This is a genomic window from Variovorax sp. GW821-FHT09B05 (genome assembly GCF_059418265.1).
This window is the reverse complement of record NZ_JBWKPN010000001.1, coordinates 880,461-905,430: the sequence shown is the minus strand read 5'-3', so window position 1 is coordinate 905,430 and position 24,970 is coordinate 880,461. Positions and strand designations below refer to the sequence as shown.

Below are 24,970 nucleotides of genomic sequence, written 5' to 3'. Positions count from 1 at the left end.
TGCCAGTAATAGCATGAGAGGAAATATTGTCCTGTTGCTGATCCGTTCCCAGAATGATCGCTCTTTCATCATTCAGGAGTGGCTCGCATGGCTTTCGGTCTCAAACGGCACAACGGCAACAGCGTTGCGACAACGCCGCCGGCGCGCGCGGGCCTGGCCCAATGGGCCGGCCTCGCCATGCTCGCGCTGCCCACGATGCTGCTCGGGCTCGACGTGACGCTGCTCTACCTCGCGCTGCCCAAGCTGGCCGAGGACCTGCGGCCCAGCGCCACGCAGGCGCTGTGGATCATGGACGCCTACGGCTTCATGATCGCGGGCTTCCTGGTCACGATGGGCGCGCTGGGCGATGCGATTGGGCGCCGTCGCCTGCTGTTGATAGGCGCCGCGGCCTTCGCCGTCACCTCGGTGCTGGCCGCCTTCGCGCCCAGCGCCAATCTGCTGATCGCCGCGCGGGCCCTGCTCGGCATCGCGGGCGCGGCGCTGATGCCGTCCACGCTGGCGCTGATCCGCAACATGTTCCTCGATGCGCGCCAGCGCGCGCTGGCGATCGGCGTGTGGGCCACCATGTTCGCCTTCGGCATGGCCGCGGGGCCGCTGGTCGGCGGCCTGCTGCTCGCGCACTTCTGGTGGGGCTCGGCCTTCCTGGTGGCGATTCCCGTGGTGCTGCTGCTGTGGATCGGCGGACCGCTGCTGCTGCCCGAGTACCGGGCGCCGGGTCGCGCGCGCCTCGACCTCGCGAGCGTCGCGCTGTCGCTGGCGGCGATCCTGCCGCTGGTCTACGTGGTCAAGCAGAGCGCGAAGAGCGGCTGGGGCATTGCCACCACGCTGGCGCTGCTGCTCGGCATCGCCTGCGCAATCGCGTTCGTGCGGCGCCAGCGCAGACTCGCGAATCCGCTGCTCGACATCGGGTTGTTCGCCGACCGCAGCTTCAGCGTCGCGCTCGGCGTGCTGCTGGTCGGGCTGACCGGCGTCGGTGGCGCGCTGCTGCTGGTGACGCAGTACCTGCAGCTCGTGATCGGCCTGCCGCCGGTGACGGCCGGCCTGTGGATGGCGCCGCCGGCGCTCGCGATGCTGGTGGCCGGCATCGGCGCGCCGCTGGTCGCGCGGCGCGTGCGCCCGGGCTTCGTGATGGCCGCGTCGCTCGCGCTGTCGGCGCTCGGCCATGGCTTGCTCGCGCTGCTGCCCGTGATGCCGGCAACGCAGGGATTGGGCTGGGCGGTGGCCGGCTATTCGCTGATCTACCTGGGATTGGGAACGCTGGCCGCGCTGGGCACCGACCTCGTGATCGGCGCGGCGCCGGCCGCCCATGCGGGCTCGGCCTCGGCGCTGTCGGAAACGGTGCAGGAACTCGGCGTCGCGCTCGGCGTGGCGATCTTCGGCAGCCTGACGACCGTGGTCTACCGCGCACGCATCGCCGAGCACCTGCCGCGCGAGCTGCCCGAACAGGCGGCCCGCGCGGTGCAGGAAGGCCTCTGGACCGCGACCTCGCTCGCGCAAAGCCTGCCCGCGGGCCTGCTCGACGAGGCCCGGCACGCCTTCGTGGCCGGGCTCGGCGTGTCGTCCGCCGTGGCGGCCGCGGGGATCGCGGCCCTGGCCGTGGTGTCGGCCGTAGCGCTGCGGCGCATCGCGATCCCCGCGCCGCGCGCGCTCAAGCCTTCGCGGGCGGCAGCGCCAGCGGCTTCGGCAGCCGGATGCGGATGAACTCGTTGCCGTCCACCTTGTTCGGCAGGCGCGAGGGCGAGCCGCCGGGGTAGTTGTTGTCGTTCACCAGCATCAGCGTCTGCGCGTCGACGATCGTGACCACCTCCACGCACTCCATCGGGAAGGCGAAGACGCCGTCGATGGTGGCATCGCCGCCCAGGCCCTTCGGGTCCTTCAGCGCCATCAGGTCGACGATCTCTTCCTTCTTGAGGTAGCCGCTGCTGTCGACCTGCGCGAGGTCGATCCTGTAGACGCGCTTGAAGCGCGCCGCATTGCGCCAGGTGCCCGAGGCCGGGAACTTGCCGCTGCGCACGTCGCCCGCGCCGCTGTCCTTCTCGACCACGAGGAACTCGGTGTCGTTGATCGCGACCATGTCGTTGACGCTGTAGACCTCGGTCTCGAGGTTGCCGTCGCCGTTGATGCGCTGGCCGGTGCTCACCTTGTAGGCGTAGACGCGCGGCTCGAAGTTCTGCGAGGCCAGGTCGAACACGCTGATGATGCGGCGCTGCGCGTTGTCGCCGTTCATCTCCTTCTCGTACATCGCATAGAGCTTGGTGCGGCTGGCGTTGATCGCCATGCTTTCCAGGCCGCCCGAACCGCCGAGGTTGGCCACCGAGGTGTTCGACTGGATGTACGGATTGTTCGGCGTCTGCACCAGCGGATTGCCGCCGATCTTCGCGAGGTTGGGCATCTGCACCTCGCGCGCGACCAGCCGGCCCTGGCGGTCGAACTTCAGCAGGAAGGGACCGAACTCGTCGCCGATCCAGAAGTTGCCCTGCGCATCGATCTGCAGCGACTCGGGGTCGATGTCGTAGCCGGTCAACAGGCGGCCCGAGACGATCGCCGGGTCCACGGCCAGCGTCTGGCCGGCCGGCGACACCGAGGCGCCGGGATAGTTGACCATGTCGGCCACGGCCGGGTAGCCGAGGTTGCGGTAGGGATCGCTCAGGCGGATGTAGCTCTGTTCGCTGAAGGACGCGAGCGTCTCGCCGGTCTGGAAGTTGGCCGGGATCACCTGGCCCTTGGCCCAGTCGAACTTCACCGCGTAGATGTGCAGCAGGGCATCGGGCGAGGCGGCGCGGCCGCCGAAGCCGTTGTCCTGCATCGCGTAGAAGACGCCCGGCATGCCGCTGGGCACCAGCGCCGAAAAGCCCTGCATCGGCTGCTTGCCCTGGAAGGGCAGGGTGTAGCCGTAGGTGTCCTTGGCACGCGTGTAGTCGCCGCCCGAGATGAACTGGCCCGAGGTCGGGCCGGCCACGTAGCTGTCGGCCGGCAGCACGGCGCGGCCGGTCAGCGTCGGGGCCGTCACTTCGGGTTCGGCCACCGGCGCGGGCGCCGGTGCGGGAGCAGGGGCCGGTGCGGGTGCCGGCACGAAGGGGAAGCCGCCGCTGCTTCCGCCGCCGCCGCAACCGGCCAGCAGCGCGCCGCCCGCTCCGAGCAGCAGGCCGCGGCGCTGGATGTTGTTCTTCGATGTCATGTCTGGGTCTTCGCTGCGATTCAGAAGGGCGCCGGTGCCGACGTCATGTCGGTCAGCTTGTTGGTCTGCAGATCGATCACGAAATGCTGCGTCGGCGCGCCGCGGGCGAGCTTGAGCAGGATCTGCATCAGCGGCTTGAAGCGCGCCTGGAACACCGCATGGGCCGGGTTGTCGTTCATCACCTGCTGGCTGCCGTTGAGCGCCAGCGCGGTGTTGGTGCCTTCGAGGGCCTGGGCGATCAGCTTGTACTGGCGCGCGCGGTCGGCCGGAATGTCGGTGAACGCGAGGTCGCCGGCATTGGCCAGGCGCACGAAGTCGCCCGCCAGGTCGATCGCCTTCCACTGGTTGAAGTCCTCCAGCCGCATGCCGTTGGCCCCCGCGAGCGCGCGCGCCTTGGCTTCCGCATCCGCGTAGTCCTTGGCGTAGGCCGCCTGCTGCGCGCTGCCGTCGCCGCCGGCGTCGCCCAGGCACGAGAAGAAGGCGTTGCTCAGCAGGCCGCGGTTGCCGGTGTTGCCCAGTTGCTTGAGCGTGACCTTGGTCTGCAGCTGCGACAGCACCAGCAGGTCGGAGCCGTAGATCGGGCTCTTCACGAGCTCGCGCATCTCGCAGCGCCAGTCGTCGTTGAGCAGCCGCAGGCGCACCAGCTCCGACATGTAGCGCGTGCTGAACTCGCCATAGCTCTTCGCGTCGAGCACGGTCCGGTCCCACAGCACGCCGTTGCTGCCGCCCGGCAGCCGGCCCGGGAAGTCGGTGAAGAAGCGGTGTTCCTCGCGGTAAAGGTCGAACAGCTCGTCGAAGCGCGCCACGTTGTCCAGGCGCACGGTCTGCACGTCGATGTGCGTCGCGTCCTTGAAGGTCAGCAGCTTGTAGGCCGGCACGTAGGCCGCCATCGACGGTGCCTGGATGTTCACCAGGCCATGGCCGTCGTCGTAGTTGCGCACGGCGGTGTCGTTGAAGTGCATGTGGCCGCCCACGTGCACCTGCAGGCCGGTGTCGGCCAGTGCCTTGGTCACGTCCTCGGCGGGACGGCGCACCATCTGCATCTTGCCCGCGCCGAGCAGCGCGATGATGTCGTCGGAGGCGCCGTTGAAGAACTCGCTCATCGGGAAATGGCTGAAGGCCACGACCTGCTTGCCCTGCTTCTTGCCGCGTGCCACCACGTCCTTGAGCCACGCGATCACGTGCGGCTTGTGGGTCAGCATCTTGTTGTAGCCGGCGTCGCCCGAGCCGTTGAAGTCGTTGGGGCCGGTGCCGGTGGGCACGTAGACGTTGGCATCGATGCCAACGAGCCACAGGCCTTCGACCGGTTCGACCAGGTAGCTGGTGTCGGGCACGTCGTGGCAGAAGGTGTAGCCGTCCTTCTTGTAGGTGCCGCCCGCGCCCTGCGCGCAGATCTCGAAAGTGCGCTTGCTCCAGGACGCCTGTTCCTTCGCCTTCGCGAAGTCGTAGTTCTGGTAGCTGTAGCTGCTGTAGGGCGTCTCGAAATAGCGGTAGCCGGCCTTGGGCATCAGGCCGTGCTGGTCGAGCGCCTCGGTGATGCCTGCGTAGCCCTGTTCCTTGACTTCCTCGGTGCAGTAGCTGCTGTTGACCTTGGCCCATTCGCCGCTGTAGTTGGACGCCGCGCAGTCGCCGTTGCCGCCGCGGCTGTAGATCGGCTGGGGCGCGCCGACGCGGTTGGTCGTGGGGTCGATGCCCAGGTAGTCGGCCTTGCCGCCCGCGCGCTCGAGCGGCTTGTTCGGGTCGTGGTTGCCGGGGGCCGCGAAGAACTGGATGCCGTGCTTGTTCGCATAGTCGTCCAGCACCTTCTTCAGGCCGCGCATGTGCACCGGTTGTCCGTCGTCCGAGAAGTCGCCGGGCAGCGCGATCAGCTTCACGCCACGCGCCACCGCGTCGTCGAGCGCGGTGATGAAGGCGAAGTAGTTCTCGTTGAACAGGCGCGTCGAGGTCATCTGCGCATGCATCAGGCGGATCGTCGCGTTGCGGCCCGACTTCTGGTTGAACACGCCGGGGAACGAACCGTCCTTGAAGTTGGCGTAGACGTCGTGGAAGTGGATGTCGGGCATGAACGCGACCTGCACCGGCGGCGCGGACTCGGCCGGCGGGGGCGTGGTCTGGCCGGGGTTGGCGCCCGAGGGCGGCAGCGGGAAGAAGCCGGCGTTCTGGTTGTCGCTGCCGCCGCAGGCGGACAACAGCAGCACCGCTGCGGCGACGGCGATCGTCGAGGTCGCGCGCGCAGTGCGAGGAAGGGAAAAAATCATGAAAAAAGATCCGCGAAAGAAGTGACGAAACGCCCGCCGCCCCAGTGAAGGGGCCGGCGGGCGCGGGGCGGATCATGCGGGGGTCGTATGACCTCCCGGTGGCAGATGCATGACATAGGACGACTGACCGCACACTGACGCCGAAGTGAAAAGTTCGCATCGAACGCGCAGCGCTTCACGGGCCGCCGCCGGACCCCGCCGGCCGCGCGCACGGCGGAATCGCCCCCGCCGCGCCATGGCACCATCGCCCCCATGCACGAGCCCTCCCGCCGCATCCCCTACCGCACCTGGCCGGGCGCCCTCGCGGTCTTCCTCGCCATTGCCGCCTATGTCGGCGGCCTGATCTTCTGGGACCGCCACACGCCCGGCGCGCGCCCGCTGCCGGCCGGCGAGACCGTGTCGGTCGGCCATGCGCGCTTCGAGCCCGCGCGCGGCTGGCAGATGGACGTGGCGCGCTCCAAGGCCGGCCGTTCGCTGATGCTGTTCAAGGGCAACCACAAGTTCCTCGTGACCACGCTGCCCTGGGCCGGCGGGCCCGACGGTCCGCTGGTGCGCCAGCAGCGGCTGATGGAGCGCGGCCAGGGCCTGAGCATCGAGGGCGACGTGTCCGACTTCGTCACCATGTGGGGCCTGCAGGGCAAGACCTTCGCCTACTACGGCAGCAAGATCGCCGGGCGCTTCTGGCAGGTGGTGGACCAGCGCCGCAAGTCGCTGGTGCAGATCGACGTCTACGGCGGCAGCGACGGCCTCGACGAGGCCATGGCCGACGCGCGCAGCATGCTCGAGTCGATGGACCTGGAGGCGCCGCTGTGAGCCACGACACCACCATCACCACCACCGCCTTCGACAGCGACGAGTCGCCCTGGCCGGTCGGCACCGACTCCTTCTTCCAGCCGCGCCGCGCCGCCTTCTGGCTGCTGAGCGCGCTGATCGTCAACGGCCTGTTCTACACCGTGCAGATGTTCTCGATGGGCTTTCGCGTGGTGCCCATCACGGCCTTCCTGGGGCTCGTGGTGTGGGGCCTCTACACGCTGGCCTTCCTGCTGGTGTTCCGCACGCTCGACCTGCTCGAGCAGCATCCGCCCGAGGCTTTCGTGCTGGCCTTCGCCTGGGGCGGCATGGGCGCCGTGTACTTCGCGGCGCCAGCCAACATCGCGATCCAGAGCCTGTGCGCCAAGCTGATCTCGCCCGAGTTCGTGGCGGCCTGGGGGCCCGCGGTCGCGGGACCGATCACCGAGGAATTCCTCAAGCTCGCGGGCGTGGTGCTGCTGGTGCTGGTGGCGCGCAACCAGTTCCAGACCTACCTGTCGGTGCTCATCGTCGGCGCCATGGCCGGGCTCGGTTTTCAGGTGGTGGAGAACCTGACCTACACCGTCAACGCCTCGATGCGCTTCCCGCTCGAGAACCAGGTCTACCCGGTGCTGCTGAACCTGCTCACGCGCGGACTCATGAGCGGGCTGTGGAGCCACGCGGCCTACACCGCCATCGCCTCCTTCGGCGTCGCCTGGTTCCTGCTGCATCCCGAGCGGCGGCTGGCCACGCGCATCGGCGCCGCCGTGCTGTGCTTCGTGCTGGCCTGGGCCATGCACTTCGTCTGGAACTCGCCGCTGCTCGAGGACTACTTCGACGGCGGCTATGGCGAGATGGCGCTGCTGCTGCTGGTCAAGGGCATCCCGGTGCTGATCGCGGCCTGGCTGTTCTGGCGCGAGGCCGCGCGTGAGAACGGTGCCTACCTGCACGCGCTCGCGGCCTATTTCGTGCCCGAGCGCGAGCTGATCCGCGACGACGAATGGGTGCGCCTGGGCGAACCGCTGGCACGCTGGCGCGTGCGCCGCGAAATGGGCCGTGCCTTCGGCGCCCGGGCGCGGCGGCTCAAGACGCGGCTGCAGCGCGAGCAGCTGCGGCTGATCCGGCTCGCGGGCACCTATGGGCGCGGACCGCAGACGCTGGCGAGCGAACTGGCGGTGCGGCGGATTCGGGCGGCGCTCGAGCCCTTGATCCAGGCGCCGCGCGACGCTACTCGCGCAGGGTGAACACGATCGAGAGATAGGAGACGGGCCGCTCGCGCAGTATCTCGGCCCCGTGCAGCGCACGGGCATCGAAAAGCAGCGAGTCGCCGGCCTTGACCTCGAGCGTCCGGCTGCCGTAGCGGTACTTGACGCGTCCCGAGAGCATGTAGATGAACTTCACGCCGGGATGCTGGAATGCCGGGTAGGGCGTGGCCTCGTCGGAGAGTTCGATCAGGTAGGGTTCGACGAACAGGTTCCCCGACAGCAGGTGGCCGAGCAACGCATAGTGGTAGCCCTTGACGGCATCCACGCGCTCGATCTTCAGGCCCTTGCCCGCCGGCACGTGCGACATGTCGAGCCGGCGCACCTGGTCGGCGAAGAAGCGCGACATCGGCACGTCGAGCACGGTCGCGATCTTGTCCAGCACCTCGATGGAGGGCGACACCAGGCCCCTTTCGATGCGCGACATCATCGATCGCGACACGCCCGCCTGGGTGGCGAGCGCGCCCGCGGACAGGTCGGCGGCCAGGCGCTGGGCGCGGATCTGGACGCCGACCTTGATCGAGGTCGTGCTGCGCTTCGGCGGGGCCGAATCCTTCTGGCGCGCGCTTCGCGGCGGGCTCTGCTTCTGCAGCGTCGGAAACGGCGAAGCAATCTGCTTCTTGGGCATCAGCCGCACCTTTCTTTGAGGTTCGCGGAGCCGGCTTCCAGGTCAGAACACCTGCCTCAGGAACTTCCGGACCCGCTCGTCGGCGCCTTCGCCGAAGAAGACATCGGGCCGCGCGGTCGCGGCGATGGTACCCGCCTCCATGAAGACCACCTTGTCCGCCACGGCCTTGGCGAATCCCATCTCGTGCGTGATGCAGATCATCGTCATGCCGTCGCGCGCGAGCAGGATCATCGTCTCGAGCACTTCCTTGACCATCTCCGGATCCAGTGCCGAGGTCGCTTCGTCGAAGAGCATGACGGAGGGGTTCAGGCACAGCGCCCGTGCGATGGCCACGCGCTGCTGCTGCCCGCCCGACAGCTGCGAAGGAAAGGACGAGGCCTTGCCCGCCATGCGCACCTTGTCGAGATGGGCCATGGCGATCTCCCTGGCCTCGCGCTTCGAGCGCCGTCGCACCCAGGTCTGCGCGAGCGTGCAGTTCTCGAGCACGCTCAGGTGCGGGAACAGGTTGAACTGCTGGAACACCATGCCCACGTTGGCGCGCACGCGATCGGCGTGGCTGGCATCGGGCGAGATGGCGATGCCGTTGACCTTGACCTCGCCCTGCTGGTAGGGCTCCAGGCCGTTGATGCAGCGCGCCAGGGTGGACTTTCCCGAGCCCGAGGGACCGCAGATCACGACCCGTTCGGAAGGGCGGACATCGAGATCGATGCCGTCGAGCACGGGGTGTTCGCCGAAGCGCTTGGAGAGCCCGCGTACCGCCACGATGGCCGGTGCCGCGGAGGAGGATGCCGAGCTCATCGCCGCCTCAGGCCATGTCGTGGAAGATCGCCGCGGCGGGGCTGTCGGGCCAGGCGAGCAACTGGCCGCCGCTGATCTTGGTGCGGCCGTAGACGATCCACGCGTCGTCGACCGTGCCGATGAATTCCTCGACGACCAGTTGATCGGCGTGGGCGTTGGCGACCGAGACGAAGCCCAGGCCCGCGTCGTACTTGCCCTCGACCAGACCCCTGCTGACTTCCGCCACGGTGGCGACGTACTCGATCTTGTCCCAGCGCGAGGCATCGGTGTAGTCGAGCGTCGGCGCCATGACCGCCAGCGTGCCCGAGCGTGCCACCGCCTTGCGCCGGATGATGGCCAGGTCCTGGCTGGGCGAGATGAAGGTATCGACCACGTAGAGGCCCTCGAGGTACTTCGCGACCGTGGCCATCGTGGCGGGGTGGACCGCGCACTGCACGAGGAAATCGGCTTCGCCATCGAGCACGGCCCGGGCGCCTTGCTCGAAGTCGACCGCCAACTCGACGCCGGCCTTCCGGTCGATGCCATGGAACGCGAGGTAGTTGCGCGTGACGTATTCGTGGTTGCTGCCCGAAGGGCCGAGGGTGATGAATTTCATGAGGGGCTTTCGTGTCAGTTCGAGTGCTTGAATGCGCGTTCCAGCCGACGCATCAGGAGCATCAGGCTGTAGTTGATGGCGAGATAGACCAGGCTCGCGCCGAGGAACACCTCGTACGGCGCATAGGTTTCCGCGCTGAGCAGGCGCGCGGTCCCCGTGAGGTCCAGCAAGGTGACGGTGCTGGCCAGCGAGGTGGCCTTGCAGGTGAGGATGACCTCGTTGCCGAAGGCCGGCAGCGCGATGCGTGCGGCCAGCGGGAACTCCACGCTCAGGAAGGACTGGTAGCGCGCCAGGCCGAGCGAGAACGCGGCCTCCCTCGCGCCCTTGGGCACGGCGGCCAAGGCGGCGGCCAGCGTCTTGCCCGTGTAGGAGGCGGAGTTCAGCGCCAGTGCGATCACCACGCACCAGAAGGGATCGCGCAGCACGGGCCACAGGAAGGTGGCCTGCAGCGACTGGAACTGTCCGGCGCCGTAGTAGAGCAGGAAGACCTGGACCAGCGAGGGTGTGCCGCGGAAGAACACGATGTAGGCGTGCGCGAACGACCGGGCCGCCACGTGGCGCGCGTTCTTGGCCAGGGCCAGGGGCAACGCGAGCAGGGTGCCGAAGAGGATGACCAGCGCGGTCAGCTCCAGGGTCAGCAAGGCGCCCTTGCCCAAGGCGGGCAGGACCGACCAGACGATGGCAATGTCGAACACGTTTCAGGCTCCGAGGTAGCGCGAGGCGCGCCGTTCCGCGCGCTCGAGCAGCAGGGTGGCGGCGCCCGTCAGCACCAGGTAGATCAGCGCGACCGCGAGGTACATCGTGAAGGGCTGTCGCGTCGCGCCCGATGCCTCGGCCGCCTTGCGCATGAGTTCGTCGCAGCCGACGATCGACACGATCGAGGTCTGCTTGAGCAGCACGATGGACTGGTTGCCGAAGGGCGCGAGCGCCGCGCGCGCCGCCTGGGGCAGGATCACGGTCCACAGCGCCTGCGTCTTCGACAGGCCCAGGGTCCATGCGGCCTCGCGCTGGCCGGTATTCACCGAGAGCAGCGCGCCGCGGGCGATCTCCGCCGCGTAGGCGCCGAAGGACAGCGAGAGCGCGAACACGCCGGCCGCGAAGGCATCGATCTCCACGTACCGGCCCGTGAGCTTCGCGAGCGTCAGCGATCCGCCGAAGTAGACCGCGAACACCACCAGCAGGTCGGGAATGCCGCGGATCAGCGCGGCATAGAGATAGCCCGCGCCGCGCAGCAGGCGGTTCTGGCGCAACTGCAGCCAGCAGCCGATGACGCCGAACAGCGATCCGACGACCAGCGAGGCGAGGGCGAGTTGCACCGTGGCCAGCGCGCCCAGCAGCAGCTGCGATCCGAAGCCGTGAAGAATGCTCACCGCGTGCCGCCTTCTACATCAGCTTGAAGGGAAAGTACTTGGCCGTGATGCGGTCGTAGGTCCCGTCGGCGCGGATGGCGGCCAGCGCGGCATTGACCTTCTCGAGCAGGGCGGTGTCGCCCTTGCGCACGGCGATGCCGTTGCCGTCGCCGAGCAGGCCGCCCTTCAGCTCGGGCCCGACGAAGGCGAAGCTCGCGGCCTCCGGCGTCTTCATGAAGCCGATGAAGTAGGTCACCATGTTGCCGAAGATGTAGTCGACGCGGCCCGCCACGAGGTCCAGCTCGGCCGCCTGCGGCGTGTCGTAGAACTTGAGGTCCGAGGCCTTGTAGTTCTGGCTCAGGTAGGCGGCCTGGATCGAGCCGCGTTGCACGCCGATGCGCTTGCCCTTGAGCGCATCGGGGCCGGTGTCCTCGGGCGCGCCTTTCCTGGCGACGAAGCGCGAGATGGTTTCCTTGTACTTGTCCGAGAAGTCCACCCGCTGGCGGCGCTGCTCGGTGATCGCCATGCTCGCCACGATCAGGTCGAACTTCCTCGCCATGAGGCCGGGGATGATCCCGTCCCAGTCCTGCGCCACGATCTCGCACCGGGCCTTCATCTTCTCGCACAGGGCATGGGCGATGTCCACGTCCCAGCCCTGGAGGCCGCCTTGCGCATCCTTGAAGCTCCAGGGTGGGTAGGTGCCTTCGGTCGCGATGCGGTAGCTCACGGACTGCGCCTGGGCGGACAGCGCGAGTCCCGCGCCGAGCAGGAGGGTGAGGGCGAAGCGGCGATCGAGCCGCGGCTTCGACATCGAGACGGTCATGGGGTACCTCGTCGTGAGTGCTGGAAGGCCCCGATGATTCGCGCGTTTCAGGGGGCGTACAAGTCTTGCGCCACGCGCAAAACCGCCAATGAGGACGAGCCCCGCGGTCCCATCGGTCGTCGATGGCTGCTGTTGCATGACATGCAAATCCTGTCAGGGATGACACGCGCCGACAGCCCGGGAACCGGCGCGAAAGGCGATCCTCGTTGACTTGTATCGCCGTATACAGCGCCCGTGGATCGGTCGAAGACAGAATCCTCGGACACCCCCTCGAGGCCATCGCCTCGTCCATCGCATCAAGGATGTCCCCATGAGTGAAGTGCAACGCCTGCGCCTGCCCGACAACGATCCCACCTTCGGCGGCAACAAGGTCTTCGACCTGTTCCAGTACGCGCCGGCCGTGAAGGCCGGCGGGCTGGTCTTCATCGCCGGCCAGGTCGGTATCCATGCCGACGGCAGCGTGCCGGAGCGCGCCGAGGAACAGATCGAGCTGGCCTTCAAGCGCCTCGGCGCGATCCTCGCGCACGAGGGGCTGGGCTTCGAGGACCTGGTCGAGCTGGTGTCCTATCACGTGCGCATCGACGAGCAGCTCACGGCGTTCCGCGAGATCAAGGAGCGCTACATCGTGCGCGACTTCCCGGCCTGGACCATCCTGGGCGTGGCGTCGCTGGCGCGGCCCAACCTGCTGATCGAGATCAAGGCCGTCGCCGCGGCAAGATGAGCCTTCGGGCATTCGTCCCGTGACCCGGAAGCCGCGCCGCATCGAGACCTGGCATCCCGACGACGAGGTCGTCGAGCCCTTGCTGAGGGCGATGCATCTCGGGCGGCGGCGGGTCTACCGCCAGGGTGACTTCCTCTACAGCCAGGGCGAGGTCGACCCGAGCTTCTATCTCGTCCTGCGCGGGCATGTGCTGGTCTCGTCCATGCGCGAGGACGGCAGCGAGTTCACGCTCGAGACGATGGGGCATCGGGCCGTCTGCGGCGAGGCGGCGGCGTTCGACGGCAAGCCGAGCTTCACCTCGGCCTTCGCGCTCGACGAGGTCGAGGTGATCGCCTTTCGCGCGGACCAGACCGCCGCGGCTTTCGCGACGCATCCCGAGATCGCCGTGGCCCTGCTGCGCATCGCATCGCGCAAGCAGCGCATCATCGCCGTGCGCGCCAACTACCTGGCGTCGCTCAAGCCGCAGGCGCGCATCGCCGAGCTCCTGCATCGGCTGGCGGAGCAGTACGGCCTGGCCGAGCAGGGCGCGACTGCCATCGGCGTCTCCCTCACGCATCAGCAGATCGCGGCATTGACCGGCACCACGCGCGTCACGGTGACGCGCGCGCTCAAGCGCCTGCGCGAGCAGGGCGACATTGCCGTCGAGGACAACCGGGTGCTCGTGCCCGACATGAAGCGGCTGATGCAGGTCGCGGCGAGGCGCTAGCAACGGCGCGGCCGGGTCCGGCATGGGCCGCCTTCGAAACCAAAGCCGGCGCACCGGCCGGGCACGAAGAAAGTTTCCGCACACCCATCCCGCTTTGGAAACGCAAGCCTTTCCATCGCCGGCGATACCGACAATTTTCAGGCGGAAACGGAGCGCGACCGCCGACCTGGCGCGTGCGCCGGATGCCCCGCCGCCAACCCAGGAGACACCCCATGAACAAGACCGTCCTCGTCCGGGCCGCCATGCTCGGCCTCACTCTTTCAGGCGCCATCGCCACGACGGCGCTCGCGGCCGACGTGCGCGTCGCCGTGACCGCCATCGTCGATCACCCCGCGCTCGACGCGGCACGCAAGGGCGTGGCGGACGAACTCCAGGACGCCGGCTATGTCGTCGGCAAGAACCTCCGGCTCGAGTATCAAAGTGCCCAGGGCAATGTCGCCACCGCCGCGCAGATCGCCCGGAAGTTCGCCGGCGACCGGCCCGATGTCGTCGTCGCGGTCTCCACGCCCTCGGCCCAGACCATGCTCGCGGCGACGCGCGAGATTCCGATCGTCTTCAGCGCGGTGACCGACCCGGTGGCCGCGAAGCTGGTGAAGTCCTGGCAGGCCACGGGCGGCAACGTGACGGGGGTGTCGGACCTGCCGTCTATCGACAAGCACCTGGCCGCGCTGCGCCAGGCCATGCCGGCCGCCAGGCGCATCGGCGTGGTCTACAGCCCCGGCGAGGCCAACTCCGTGGCCGCCATCGCCGAACTCAAGAAGCTGGCGCAACCCGCGGGCATGACGGTGGTGGAGGCGGCCGCGCCGCGCACGGTCGACGTCGCGAGCGCCGCGCAGAGCCTGGTCGGCAAGGTGGACGTGTTCTACGAACCGACCGACAACAACGTGACCTCGGCCTTCGAGAGCCTCGCCAAGGTCGCGGACCAGGGCCGGATTCCACTCGTGTCCGCCGACCCGTCCGTCGCGACGCGCGGTGCCGCCATCGGCATCGGCACCAACTACTACGACCTCGGCCGCCAGACCGGCAAGCTGGTGGTGCGCATCCTCAAGGGCGAGGCGCCCGGCTCGATCCCCTCGCAGCTCAGCACGACGCTGGAGACGCACATCGGCAAGGGGGCCGCGCAGCGCCAGGGCTGGACGGTGCCCGAGGCCTTTCTCAAGGCGGCCACCAAGGTCGTGGACTGAACGCCGGGAGAGCTGCTCGTGACGCTGATTGCCTTGCTCGGCTCACTGGAGATGGGCCTGATCTTCGCGCTCGTGGCGCTGGGCGTGTTCATCTCGTTCCGGGTCATCAACTTTCCGGACCTGACGGTGGACGGAAGCTTTCCGCTCGGCGGCGCCGTGGCCGCCACCCTGCTCGTGGCGGGATGGCATCCGCTGGCCGCGACGGCGGCGGCCTTCGCCGCGGGAGCGCTGGCCGGGCTCACGACGGGCTGGCTGCATGTGAAGCTCAAGATCATGCAGCTGCTCGCGGGCATCCTCGTGATGATCGCGCTCTATTCGATCAACCTGCGCGTGATGGGCAAGCCCAACCAGCCGCTGCTCGATTCGCCGACGGTCTTCGGCCTGGTGCATCTCGGTGGGCTGCCCGCACCGTGGATCACGCCGGTGGTGCTGCTGGCCATCACGCTGCTGGTCAAGTTCGGCCTCGATGGCTACTTCGCGTCCGAGGCGGGCTTGGCGATGCGCGCAACGGGCGGCAATCCCCGCATGGCACGCGCGATGGGCATCTCCACCGATCGCCTGTCGCTGGTCGCGCTGGCGCTGTCCAACGGCATCGTCGCGCTCGCGGGCGGCCTCTTCGCCCAGTCCCAAGGCGGCGCGGACGTGTCGATGGGGATCGGCACCATCGTGATCGGCCTGGCCGCGGTGATCATCGGCGAGACCATCCTGCCGGGCCGGAGCATGGCGATCGCGACCTGGGGCTGCGTCGTCGGCGCCGTGCTCTATCGCCTGCTCATCGCGCTGGGACTCAACAGCGACTTCATCGGCCTGCAGGCGCAGGACCTCAACCTGGTCACGGCGCTGCTGGTGACGGTCGCGCTCATGATGCCGGCATCGAGGCGATGGCTGCGGCGGCAACGCAAGGCGTCGGCAGCGCGCAAGGAGGTCGCTTCATGCTGAAGGCCACGAATCTGCGGCTGACCTTCAACGCGGGCACCCCGATGGAGAACCGCGCATTGCGCGGGCTCGACCTGACGATTCCCCGCGGCGAATTCGTGACCGTCATCGGCTCGAACGGCGCCGGCAAGTCCACGATGCTCAATGCGCTGAGCGGAGACCTGCTCGTCGACAGCGGCAGCATCGCCCTGGACGACATCGACGTCACGCGCATGGGCGCATGGCAGCGCAGCGCGCTGGTGTCGCGCGTCTTCCAGGATCCGATGGCCGGCACCTGCGAGGCCTTGACCATCGAGGAGAACCTGGCGCTGGCCTGGCGCCGCGGCGAGCGGCGCGGCATCCGGTGGGCGCTGGATCGGGAACTGCGCGAACGCTTCCGCGACCGGCTCCGCATCCTGGGCCTGGGGCTCGAGAACCGGCTGCAGGACCGCATGGGCCTGCTCTCGGGCGGCCAGCGGCAGGCGGTCAGCCTGCTCATGGCCTCGCTCAGGCCCTCGCGCCTGCTGCTGCTCGACGAGCACACCGCCGCGCTGGACCCGAAGACCGCCGCCTTCGTGCTCGACCTCACGCGCAAGATCGTGGAAGACGGCCCGCTGACCACCCTGATGGTCACGCACAGCATGCGCCATGCGCTGAGCTACGGCACGCGCACCGTCATGCTTCACGAAGGACGCGTGGTGCTGGACGTCAGCGGCACCGAGCGCGCGGGCATGGACGTGCCGGACCTGCTGCGCCTGTTCGAGCACACCCGCGGCGAAGCCATCGCCGACGACGCGCTGCTGCTGGGCTGACCCTAGATGCGGGCATTGGCCGGCATCGGCATCCCGAGCAGCGCGCGGCCATGAAGCTCGGCCGAGGGTGCCGACTGCATCAGGAAATGCGAGGCCATGGCGTGCAGGTCGCGGAAGTAGCGCTCCAGCGGCCCCAGCGGCATCAGGCCGCCGCCCAGGTTGCGGACCAGGGCGTCGGCGCCTTCCATCGCCATGTCGCAGATGAGCGCGCCATCCATGCGGTAGCGCGTGCGCTGGGCCACGGTGAAGGGCTGGCCGGCAACGGCCTGGTCCCACATCTCGTCGACGTTGCGCAGCAGCAGATGGAAGGCCCCCTCGATCTTCGCGCCGGCCTTGCCCAGTTCGGCCAGGGAGAAGCGGTCCTCGACCTGGGGCGCGTTCAGGCCCACCGGCGTACGCTGGCGGACGGTCTCGAGATAGATGTCGAGCAGGCCGGTCGCCACCGCGGTGGCCGCCGCGGCGACCGACATCACGAACAGGCTGGTGTGGGGAATCCGGTAGATCGGCCCCTTGTTGCGCGCCAGGCCGGGCACCTGGTTGCACTGCACGTCGGACCACCGGATCGAGCGGTGCGGCGGCACGCGTTCGCCGCTCAGGTAGACGTCCTTGCTGCCCGTGCCCTTCATGCCGAAGACGTTCCAGCTGTCGTGGTCGATGCGAAAGCTCGCGCGGGGCACGAGCAGAAGCCGCAGTTCCGTGCCGCCTTCGGCGTTGGGCACCTCCACCAGCGTCGCGGCCCAATCGGCCACGTCGATGCCCGAGGCATAGGTCCACTTGCCGTCGAGCACGTAATGCCCGTCCTCCAGCCGCGCCTGCACGCCACGCCCGACGTTGCCCGTGAGCGCGATCACGACGGCGTCCTGGCCGCCGGCGAAGACCTCGTCCTGGGCCTCGGGCGGGAACATGCCGGCCATCCACGGATGAAGCCCCGCGAGCGAGAGGATCCAGGCGGTGGCGCTGTCGCCGCGCGCGATCTCCCGCGACACGCGCCACAGCGTGGAGGGACGCATGCCATAGCCGCCGTTCTCCAGCGGCTGGCAGATGCGGAAGAAGCCGGCGTCGCGCAGGCGCCGGGCCACGTCGTCCGAGATGCGCCGGGCCGCGTCATGGCCCGGTCCGACGGCTCGAAGATGCGGGATCATGGCGTGCGCCCGTTCGACGAGTTCGTCGGTCGAGGGGATGGCGGGTGGCGTGGCGATTGGCAGCATGGGGTTGGCTCCGTTGATTCTTGGGAACGGCGGGATTCAGGAATGGGCGAGCTCCACGCCCATGTACTTGCCGCAGGCGTAGATCAGCGCGGGGGCCGGCGGATCGGCCGAGACCATGTCGACGACCTCGCCGATCACCACGTGGTGATCGCCGAAGGCCTGCAGGTGCCGGCTGCGGCACAGGAAGCTCGCGTTGGCGCCGGCGAGTGCCGGTGCGGACGCGGCGTCGCGCAGCCACGCGCCGCGCGCGCCCCGGTCGGTCTGCCCGCCGTAGTAGCGCGAAATGTCGTCCTGGTGCGCGCCCAGCACATTGACGGAGAAGCCGCCGGTGGCCTGCAGGTGCGGCAGCAGCCGGCTCTCGTTGCGCACGCAGAACAGCAACAGCAGGGGACTGAGGCTGACCGAGGTGACGGAACTGGCCGTCATCGCGACCACCTCGCCGGGCTGCTGCGAGTGCGCGACGCCGATGACGGTCACGCCCGTCACGAAGCGGCTCATCAGCGAGCGGAATCTGCGGCTATCGGCCATGTCGAGCATCGTTCTCTCCTGGGACTGGGGACATGGGAGAACTCTAGGCAGACGCTCCGGCCGCGCGTGTATCCGCCGATACACGAAGCGCCGAAATCTTCATTCGCCAAGAACGGTTGCGGATCGGCTGCGACTTCGCATCGCATTCGACGCTGCGATGTATCGCGCGATACAGCGACGAACGAGGGTGCGCCCACAGAATTTCCGGCGCGGTCATCGAACCATCCTGCCGCGCGTCCCCCACTTCTTTTTCTTGCGGAGTCATCATGAAAATCACGAGGCTGATTGCCGGCGTTCTTGCCCTGGCGGCGGCGATGGGTGTCCATGCCCAGGAGCTTCCCGTGCTCAGGATCGGCATCGTCACGGCGGCGACGGGCGCCGCATCGACGATCGCGGCACCGGCCAACCAGGCGATCGATCTCTATCGCGAGCAGATGGCCGCGCGCAAGCTGCCCTTCAAGCTCGAGTTCATCCAGTACGACGACGCGTCGGACCCCACCAAGTCCGTCAACCTGGTGCGCAAGCTGATCCAGGAAGACGGCGCAGCGATGGTGGTCTGCTGCACCACCACGCCGTCCTCGCTCGCCGTCGCCAAGGTCTCCGAGGAGGGCCAGACGCCCACCATCTCCATGGCCGCCTCGGCCAGCGTGGTGGAGCCGCCGGCCGAGAAGCGCTACACCTTCAAGACGCCGGTCACCGATCGCCTCATGATCGACCACACCCTCGACTACATGCGCCGCCAGGGCGTGAAGAGCGTGGCCTTCCTCGGGCTGGAGGACTCCTACGGCGAAGGCGGATGGATCGAGCTCAAGGCCCTGGCGGAAAAGAAGGGCGTCCGGATCGTCGCGTCCGAGCGCTTCGCGCGCGGCGACACCAACTTCACGCCGCAGGCGCTCAAGATCGCGCAGTCGAAGCCGGACGCCGTCTACATCCATGCGATCCCGCCCTCCGCGGCGCTCGTGCATGAAGCCCTGAAGCGCGTCGGCTTTCGAGGCCCGATCTATCACGGCGCGGGCGCCCCGACGACCGCGTTCGTCACCATCGGCAAGAGCGCGGTCGAAGGCGCCATCGTGGGGGCCACGCCGATCACCGTCTACAAGGAACTGGAGCCGGGGAATCCGCTGAGCCGCTCGATCGGAGAGTTCGTCAAGGCCTACGACGGCAAGTACGGCGCGGGCAAGGCCGAGATCTTCGCGACGCAGGGCTACGACGCCATCGGCCTGGCGGTCGATACCGTTCGCCGCTACGTCGCTTCGGGAAAGAAGGGCGGCCTCGAACAGACCCGCAAGGACCTGCGCGACGAGCTGGAGCAGACCCGGGAGTACGCAGGCAGCGTCGGCATCTTCAACTTCACGCCGACCGACCACGTGGGGCTGGACAAGCGCACGCTGTTCCTCGTGCAGGTGAAGGACGGCCGGTTCCAGCGCATCCAAGAGTGATCGGAGCGAAGCGAATGGACAGTTCGATCACCGTCTTCCTCGGCGTGGACGGCCTCACGAACGGGGCCGTGTATGCCCTGGTGGCCCTGTCGCTCGTGCTGGTCTACACCACCACGCGCGTGGTCAACGTGGCCCAGGGCGACTACCTGACCTTCGGTGCCTTGTCGTTCGCGAGTTTCGCCTCGGGCTCGCTGACGCCGTTGGTCCACCTGATGCTCGGCGTCGGCGCGGTGGCGATGGCCCTCGACATCCGGCGGGCCATCGTCTGCAAGCGCAGCCCCTTGGCACCCTTGCTCAGGTACCTTGCCGCCGGCCTCGCGCTCGCCGCGCTGACCCTGGCGGCGAGCCATTCGCAGTCCATGCCGCTGCAGATGATCGCCGCACTCGTGCTGGTCGCGGCGATGGGGCCGATCATCTACCAGCTGACCGTGGAGCCCGATCCCGGCAATCCGCCGATCGTGCTGCTGACCTGCAGTGTCGGGGTCACGCTGATCCTGCATCCGCTGGGCCTGCTGCTGTGGGGCACCGACTCGCGCACGGTCGAGCCGATCAGCGCGCAGCGCCTGAGCCTGGGCGGCGTCGATCTCGCCATGCAATCGATCTTCATCCTGGCCGCGGCGCTGCTGATGACCCTCGCGCTGTTCGCGTTCTTCCGCTGGTCGCTGTACGGAAAGGCCTTGCGCGCGGCATCGATCCATCGCGAAGGCGCGCTCTATTGCGGCGTGCCCGTGGGCACCGTCGGCCGGCTGAGCTACTTCATCGCCGCGGGCATGTCCGCGCTGGGCGGCATGCTGCTCGCGCCGCTGGTCACGGCCCATTACGAGATGGGATTCGTGGTCGGCCTCAAGGGCTTCGTCGGCGCGGTGATGGGCGGGCTGGTGGCCTACCCGCTCTCGCTGCTGGGCGTGTTCGTCGTCGGGGTCTTCGAGTCGTTCTCCGCCTACTTCAGCAGCGCGTTCCGGGATGCCTGGGTGTTCGCGCTGGTGCTTCCCATTCTTCTCTGGCGCAACGCCAGCCATGGAGCCGATCTCGATGAACACTGACAACGCGGCGGCGCGGCTCGCGCCGCCACGAACGCTCGACCGCGAGCGCTTGATGCTGGGGGCCATCGCCGTCCTGGTCGCATCGCTGCTGCTGACGGCATCGACCTACTACGTGGGCCTGGTGGCCGTGGTGGGGGTGAACGCGATCGTCGTCATGGGGCTGGGCTTCCTCATGGCCACGGGCCAGATCTCGCTCGGGCACGCCGCCTTCCTCGGACTGGGCGCCTACGGCAGCGCGTTGCTGACCGCGCGCTGGGGCGTGCCGGTGCTGCTGGCGATCCCCTGCGCCACGGCGCTGTGCGCGGCGGTCGGCTATGTGCTCGCCAGGCTGACCTTGCAGCTCAAGGGGCACTACCTGCCGCTGGCGACGCTGGCCTACGGCATGGCGATCTCCGTGTGCTTCGTGGCCGCCATCGAGCTGACCGGCGGCGCCTCGGGGCTCACCGGCGTCAAGCCGCTGTCGGTGTTCGGCTGGGTCTTCGACACGCGTTCGACCGCCACGCTCATCTGGGTCGTCGTGGCCTTGCTGCTCGTCGGCTACCGGCGCATCTACCGCGGGCGCGTCGGCCGCGTGGCACGGGCGCTCAAGAGCAACGGCGTCATGGTCAGCGCGTTCGGCGTCGACGTGCCGGCCACCCGGACCCGCATCTTCGTGCTCTCCGCGGCGCTGGGCGGCCTCGCGGGCGCGCTGTATGCGTGCTACATGCAGTTCCTGAGCCCGTCGACCTTCTCGTTGGGCGCTTCCATCAACCTGCTCATCATGGCCGTGCTGGGCGGCGTGGCGGGTCCCATGGGCGCGATCCTCGGCGCCATCTTCTTCACCGTCATCGAACTGTCGGCCCAGAAGCTGATCGCGAATGTCCTGAACCTGCCCGGCCAGGTCGAGACCATGGTGTTCGGTGTCATGCTGATCGTGATGCTGCTCAAGTGGCCGCATGGACTGCTGTCCTGGGCCCGGCTCGGGGAGGGAGGGGCGGGAGCCCGCGACGATGCCAGGTCCGTGGCCGTCCCTGTGCCTGCCTCGCGCATGCAGGCCCCCGTGTCGCTGGTCGCGCACAACGTGACCAAGAAGTTCGGGGGACTGACGGCACTCGCCGATGTGAGCGTCGCCATTCCCGGCGCGGCCATCACCGGACTGATCGGTCCCAACGGGGCGGGCAAGTCCACGCTCTTCAACGTCCTGACGCAGGTGTATGCCGCCACCAGCGGCAGCGTGAGCTTCAACGGCAAGCCCTTGCCGTCGACCAGCCAGGAGGTCGTGCGCCAGGGCATCGCGCGCACCTTCCAGCACGTGCAGCTGGTGCAGGACCTCGACGTGCTGCGCAACGTGCTGATCGGCGGCTACGTCAACGGCCGCGCGGGGCTGCTCTCGTCGGCCTTCGGCCGCGACCGTGCCGAGGAAGCCCGGCTGATGGACGAGGCGCTGGCCGCGCTGCGCCGCGTGGGCCTGCTCGAGCTGGCCGGCGTCAAGGTGTCCGAGCTGCCGCTGGGCAGCCAGCGCATGGTCGAGGTGGCGCGCGCGCTCATGGCGCGGCCCGCGCTGCTGCTGCTCGACGAGCCGGCGGCGGGACTGCGCGCGCCCGAGAAGGAGCGCCTTGCCAGGCTGCTGCAGTCCCTGCGCGACGAGGACGGGATGACGGTGCTGATCGTCGAGCACGACATGGAACTGGTGATGGGCTGCGCCGATTACCTGTTCGTGCTGAACTTCGGCAAGCTGCTCGCGCAGGGAACGCCCGCGCAGGTACAGCGCAATCCCGAGGTGATCGATGCCTACCTGGGGACCGACGCATGAGCATGCTCAAGGTGGAGAAACTCTCGGTCTCCTATGGCCGGGTCCGTGCCGTCAGCGGCGTGTCCTTCGAAGTGAAGGAAGGCGATCTCGTCTCCCTGATCGGTGCCAACGGCGCCGGCAAGAGCACCCTGCTGAAGGCGGTCATGGGTGCCTTGACGGCCGAGGCCGGAGAGATCTCGCTGGCCGGTGTGCCGCTGGGGCGCGCACCGGTGGAAGAGCGCGTGCGCCGCGCCATGTACCTCGTGCCCGAGAAGCGCTCGCTCTTCAACTCCATGACCGTGCAGGACAACCTGGAGCTCGGGACCTATGCGAACCGGCGCGCCCTGCGCTTCCAGGACGAGCTCAGGCGCATCTACCGGCTCTTTCCGATCCTCGAGGAGCGCAAGGCGCAGCTGGCCGGAACGCTCTCGGGCGGACAGCAGCAGATGGTGGCGATCGGCCGCGCGTTGATCGCGCGCCCCAAGGTGCTGCTGCTCGACGAGCCCTCGATCGGGCTGGCGCCGCTGGTGGTGCAGCAGATCATGGACGTGATCGTCGAGCACAAGCGCCAGGAGGGACTCACGGTGGTCCTGGTGGAGCAGAACGCGCGGCTCGCGCTGCGAGCGGCCGACCGGGCCTACCTGATCGAGATCGGGAAGGTCGTGAAGCAGGGATCGGGCAGCGAGCTGGCCAACGATCCGCAACTCGCCGAGATCTACCTCGGCGCGGGCAAGGCAGGAAGGGAGGCGGCGGATGCTGCATCGTCGATCGTTTGAGACGCTGCGCGCGGGCTACCGCAGCGGCGCATGGTCCCCGGTCGAGGTGGCCGAATCGGCGCTGCGGCACGCGCAGCAGGTCCAGGGCGAGCTCAATGCCTTTGCATGGCTCGACCCTCAGCGTGCCTTGTCCGCGGCTGAGGCGTCGGCGCGCCGCTGGAAAAGCGGGGCACCGATCGGAGCGCTCGACGGCATGCCCTTCACGGTCAAGGAGTTCGCGGCGGTCCAGGGCTGGCCCACGCGCCGCGGTTCGCGCGTGACTTCCGCCGAACCCGTGCCGCACAGCGCGGTGTTCGTCGACCGGCTGCTCGATGCCGGCGTGGTGCTTCTCGGCAAGACGCGTGCGCCGGAATTCAACTGGAAAGGCGTGACCGACAGCCCCGGCTACGGCCTGACCCGCAATCCATGGGATGCCAGGCTCACGCCCGGCGGCAGCAGCGGCGGTTGCGCCGCGGCCGTTTCGGCGGGCGTCGTGCGTGTCTCGCTGGGCAGCGATGCGGGCGGTTCGGTGCGCATACCCGCGGCCTTCACGGGAACGGTCGCGCTCAAGCCGAGTTTCGGCCGCATTCCGCAGGTGCCGCTGCCGAGCGCGTTCTTCAACGTCACGCACACGGGACCGATCGCCGCCAGCGTCGGTGAACTGGCCGAGGTGATGCGGGTCGTCGGCGGGCCTCATGCCGGCGACTGGTCGTCGATCGGATTGAGAGCGCTGTCGTTCGACCAGCTCACGCCCGCGCGCAAGCTGCGGATCGGACTGCTCGCGCCGGAGCGATGGGAGCGCGCGTGCGATCCGGTCGTGCGGCAGGGCATGCAGGAAACGCTCGCGCTGCTCAGTGAGGACGGCTTCGAAATCCGGACCGTGGACTTCGACGTCCGGCGTGCCTCGCAGGTGGGGGCGTTCTTCTACACGCTGGGATGCCGCGCGGCCGTGCGCGCCGTTCCCGAAGCGCTGCAAGACCAGCTCGATCCCGAACTCGTGCGTTTCGTCCGGTCGGTGGAGGCGGTCGGTCTGGACGAGCTGGTCGCCATGCAGCAGCAGCGCGATCTGCTCGCCGCCGAGATCCATGCCGCGTTCGACACGGTCGACGTGGTGATGCTGCCCACCCTGCCGATCCTTCCCTTCGAGGCCGGGCGCAATGTGCCGGAGGGATCGCCGTCCAGCGACTGGATGTCCTGGAACCCGTTCACGCCGGCGTTCAACCTGAGCCAGATGCCGGCGCTGTCGTATCCGGTGTGGCCGCGCGGGGCCGCGCTGCCGATGGGGGTGCAGTTCGTCGCGGCCAAGGGCTTCGACGACCACGTGCTGGCGATCGCGGCCTGGCTCGAGCGGCGCGGCCCGATTCGGCTCGCGGGAGAGACCTAGGCGGCGCGGCGCTGCTCGCGCAGCGCGAGCAGCGGATCGAGCACCCAGAAGTGGCGTCCTTCGTTGCGGATCACGCCTTCGGCCTTGAGCTTCATGATCGTGCGGGTGACGGTCACCCGGCTCGTGCCGGTGAGGGCCGCCACCAGCTCGTGCGTCAGCGGGGTGCGGATGCGAACGCCGTCGGCCTCCTCGACGCCGTACAGGTTCGCGAGGCGACCGAGCAGTTCCACCACGCGCAGGTCCGGCTTGGGCGTGGCCAGGCACTGGATGCGCATCCCCAGCACCCATTGCTTGACCGCGATCACCTCCATCAGCGCGGCGGCGAACTCGGGGTGCCGGCCCAGGACCCGCTTCACCTCGGGGTAGTCGAACTCGATCAGTTCGCAGGGCTCGAGGGTGGTGGCGCTGGACATGCGCCGCAGGCCCGCGACCGCCGAGCCTTCGCCCATCAGCGAGCCCGGTCCCATCAGCTCGAGGATGAATTCCGCGCCATGCTGCTGGAAGATCTCCACCTGCACCCGGCCCCTGACGACGAAGTAGAAGCTCGAGCCCTCGTCACCCTGGCGATAGATGGCCGTGCCCTTGGCAAGCAGCCGCCGGCGGCCCAGGTGTTCGGCGGCCATGAAGACGCTGGCGGCCTGCGCGTCCATGTGCCAGGTTTCGGTGGCGGTTTCGTTGCGGGCTTCCATGGGGCACCTTTTCATGCCGGTCCGTCGCACCCTGGGCGGGTTGCCGCACCATGCGGGACCGGCGTTGCGCGAACCTTGTCGCGAATGACTCTGACAGAGCGTGTGTAGTGCAATATCCGTTCCAGAGAAACGCCG

The 24,970-nt window shown here is 68.6% G+C and carries 25 protein-coding genes; 13 read left to right on the top strand and 12 right to left on the bottom strand.

Features of this window, described 5'->3' with window-relative positions; genetic code table 11:
- Positions 1-87 precede the first annotated feature (87 nt).
- The gene (locus AC07RM_RS03870; protein ID WP_495333133.1) at positions 88-1,701 is read left to right on the top strand and encodes an MFS transporter; all 1,614 of its coding nucleotides are present in this window, start codon (positions 88-90) and stop codon (positions 1,699-1,701) included.
- On the opposite strand, the gene AC07RM_RS03865 is transcribed toward AC07RM_RS03870, so the two are convergent.
- Both AC07RM_RS03865 and AC07RM_RS03860 read right to left on the bottom strand, forming a co-directional pair.
- Positions 1,649-3,178 carry an esterase-like activity of phytase family protein gene (locus AC07RM_RS03865; protein WP_495333131.1) on the bottom strand — a complete coding sequence of 510 codons (1,530 nt, stop codon included), beginning with the start codon at positions 3,176-3,178 and terminating at the stop codon, positions 1,649-1,651. The genes AC07RM_RS03870 and AC07RM_RS03865 overlap by 53 nt on opposite strands.
- A gap of 20 nt (positions 3,179-3,198) precedes the next feature.
- Positions 3,199-5,436 (bottom strand): metallophosphoesterase, encoded by a 2,238-nt coding sequence (locus tag AC07RM_RS03860; protein ID WP_495333129.1) that lies wholly within the window; start codon positions 5,434-5,436, stop codon positions 3,199-3,201.
- 252 nt (positions 5,437-5,688) lie between these two features.
- On the opposite strand from AC07RM_RS03860, the gene AC07RM_RS03855 reads away from it, so the two are divergent.
- Positions 5,689-6,249, top strand: a complete 561-nt coding sequence (locus AC07RM_RS03855; protein ID WP_057594117.1) for a hypothetical protein — start codon at positions 5,689-5,691, stop codon at positions 6,247-6,249.
- Positions 6,246-7,469, top strand: coding sequence for a PrsW family intramembrane metalloprotease (locus AC07RM_RS03850; RefSeq protein ID WP_495333127.1), 1,224 nt, complete (start codon positions 6,246-6,248; stop codon positions 7,467-7,469). Before AC07RM_RS03855 ends, AC07RM_RS03850 begins: the two co-directional genes overlap by 4 nt.
- Here AC07RM_RS03850 and AC07RM_RS03845 read toward each other — a convergent pair.
- The 6 genes from AC07RM_RS03845 to AC07RM_RS03820 form a co-directional block, all read right to left on the bottom strand.
- Positions 7,453-7,989, bottom strand: a complete 537-nt coding sequence (locus AC07RM_RS03845; protein ID WP_296787041.1) for a helix-turn-helix domain-containing protein — start codon at positions 7,987-7,989, stop codon at positions 7,453-7,455. The two genes, AC07RM_RS03850 and AC07RM_RS03845, sit on opposite strands and share 17 nt — an antisense overlap.
- Before the next feature lie 168 nt (positions 7,990-8,157).
- The gene (locus AC07RM_RS03840; RefSeq protein WP_296786187.1) at positions 8,158-8,913 is read right to left on the bottom strand and encodes an amino acid ABC transporter ATP-binding protein; all 756 of its coding nucleotides are present in this window, start codon (positions 8,911-8,913) and stop codon (positions 8,158-8,160) included.
- A 7-nt stretch (positions 8,914-8,920) separates the two neighbouring features.
- The gene (locus tag AC07RM_RS03835; RefSeq protein WP_495333125.1) at positions 8,921-9,508 is read right to left on the bottom strand and encodes a hypothetical protein; all 588 of its coding nucleotides are present in this window, start codon (positions 9,506-9,508) and stop codon (positions 8,921-8,923) included.
- Positions 9,509-9,522: 14 nt separating this feature from the next.
- Entirely contained in the window at positions 9,523-10,203 is a 681-nt protein-coding gene (locus AC07RM_RS03830; RefSeq protein ID WP_495333123.1) for an ABC transporter permease, read from the bottom strand.
- Positions 10,204-10,206: 3 nt separating this feature from the next.
- The gene (locus AC07RM_RS03825; RefSeq protein WP_495333122.1) at positions 10,207-10,878 is read right to left on the bottom strand and encodes an ABC transporter permease; all 672 of its coding nucleotides are present in this window, start codon (positions 10,876-10,878) and stop codon (positions 10,207-10,209) included.
- 13 nt (positions 10,879-10,891) lie between these two features.
- Positions 10,892-11,680, bottom strand: a complete 789-nt coding sequence (locus AC07RM_RS03820; RefSeq protein ID WP_495333120.1) for an ABC transporter substrate-binding protein — start codon at positions 11,678-11,680, stop codon at positions 10,892-10,894.
- Positions 11,681-11,990: 310 nt separating this feature from the next.
- On the opposite strand from AC07RM_RS03820, the gene AC07RM_RS03815 reads away from it, so the two are divergent.
- The 5 genes from AC07RM_RS03815 (at position 11,991) to AC07RM_RS03795 (ending at position 16,018) form a co-directional block, all read left to right on the top strand.
- Positions 11,991-12,401: a RidA family protein gene (locus tag AC07RM_RS03815; RefSeq protein ID WP_296786178.1), complete on the top strand. Its 411-nt coding sequence runs from the start codon at positions 11,991-11,993 to the stop codon at positions 12,399-12,401.
- A gap of 19 nt (positions 12,402-12,420) precedes the next feature.
- Entirely contained in the window at positions 12,421-13,107 is a 687-nt protein-coding gene (locus tag AC07RM_RS03810; RefSeq protein ID WP_296786174.1) for a Crp/Fnr family transcriptional regulator, read from the top strand.
- Positions 13,108-13,319: 212 nt separating this feature from the next.
- Entirely contained in the window at positions 13,320-14,291 is a 972-nt protein-coding gene (locus AC07RM_RS03805) for an ABC transporter substrate-binding protein (protein WP_495333118.1), read from the top strand.
- Positions 14,292-14,309: 18 nt separating this feature from the next.
- Positions 14,310-15,230 (top strand): ABC transporter permease, encoded by a 921-nt coding sequence (locus AC07RM_RS03800; RefSeq protein WP_495333116.1) that lies wholly within the window; start codon positions 14,310-14,312, stop codon positions 15,228-15,230.
- On the top strand, positions 15,224-16,018 hold the full coding sequence (locus AC07RM_RS03795; protein ID WP_490875457.1) for an ABC transporter ATP-binding protein: 795 nt from the start codon (positions 15,224-15,226) through the stop codon (positions 16,016-16,018). The genes AC07RM_RS03800 and AC07RM_RS03795 overlap by 7 nt, the downstream gene beginning before the upstream one ends.
- A 2-nt stretch (positions 16,019-16,020) precedes the next feature.
- Here the strand turns inward: AC07RM_RS03795 and AC07RM_RS03790 are convergent, their stop codons facing one another.
- The 3 genes from AC07RM_RS03790 to AC07RM_RS03780 are packed head-to-tail and all read right to left on the bottom strand — an operon-like array spanning position 16,021 to position 18,112.
- Complete coding sequence (locus AC07RM_RS03790) at positions 16,021-17,226, bottom strand: acyl-CoA dehydrogenase family protein (protein ID WP_495333114.1); 1,206 nt, start codon at positions 17,224-17,226, stop codon at positions 16,021-16,023.
- A gap of 36 nt (positions 17,227-17,262) precedes the next feature.
- Positions 17,263-17,754 carry a flavin reductase family protein gene (locus AC07RM_RS03785; protein WP_495333112.1) on the bottom strand — a complete coding sequence of 164 codons (492 nt, stop codon included), beginning with the start codon at positions 17,752-17,754 and terminating at the stop codon, positions 17,263-17,265.
- 43 nt (positions 17,755-17,797) lie between these two features.
- Positions 17,798-18,112, bottom strand: coding sequence for a hypothetical protein (locus AC07RM_RS03780; protein ID WP_495333110.1), 315 nt, complete (start codon positions 18,110-18,112; stop codon positions 17,798-17,800).
- Here AC07RM_RS03780 and AC07RM_RS03775 point away from each other — a divergent pair.
- The 5 genes from AC07RM_RS03775 to AC07RM_RS03755 are packed head-to-tail and all read left to right on the top strand — an operon-like array spanning position 18,096 to position 24,146.
- The gene (locus AC07RM_RS03775) at positions 18,096-19,193 is read left to right on the top strand and encodes an ABC transporter substrate-binding protein (protein ID WP_495333108.1); all 1,098 of its coding nucleotides are present in this window, start codon (positions 18,096-18,098) and stop codon (positions 19,191-19,193) included. The genes AC07RM_RS03780 and AC07RM_RS03775 overlap by 17 nt on opposite strands.
- Positions 19,194-19,207: 14 nt before the next feature.
- The gene (locus AC07RM_RS03770) at positions 19,208-20,236 is read left to right on the top strand and encodes a branched-chain amino acid ABC transporter permease (protein ID WP_495333106.1); all 1,029 of its coding nucleotides are present in this window, start codon (positions 19,208-19,210) and stop codon (positions 20,234-20,236) included.
- Positions 20,226-22,028, top strand: a complete 1,803-nt coding sequence (locus AC07RM_RS03765) for a branched-chain amino acid ABC transporter ATP-binding protein/permease (protein ID WP_495333104.1) — start codon at positions 20,226-20,228, stop codon at positions 22,026-22,028. Before AC07RM_RS03770 ends, AC07RM_RS03765 begins: the two co-directional genes overlap by 11 nt.
- A complete protein-coding gene (locus tag AC07RM_RS03760) occupies positions 22,025-22,783 on the top strand; it encodes an ABC transporter ATP-binding protein (protein ID WP_495333102.1) in 759 nt (252 codons plus the stop codon). The genes AC07RM_RS03765 and AC07RM_RS03760 overlap by 4 nt, the downstream gene beginning before the upstream one ends.
- A complete protein-coding gene (locus AC07RM_RS03755) occupies positions 22,761-24,146 on the top strand; it encodes an amidase (RefSeq protein ID WP_495333100.1) in 1,386 nt (461 codons plus the stop codon). Before AC07RM_RS03760 ends, AC07RM_RS03755 begins: the two co-directional genes overlap by 23 nt.
- Here the strand turns inward: AC07RM_RS03755 and AC07RM_RS03750 are convergent.
- Entirely contained in the window at positions 24,143-24,835 is a 693-nt protein-coding gene (locus tag AC07RM_RS03750) for a Crp/Fnr family transcriptional regulator (protein ID WP_495333098.1), read from the bottom strand. The genes AC07RM_RS03755 and AC07RM_RS03750 overlap by 4 nt on opposite strands.
- Positions 24,836-24,970 lie beyond the last annotated feature (135 nt).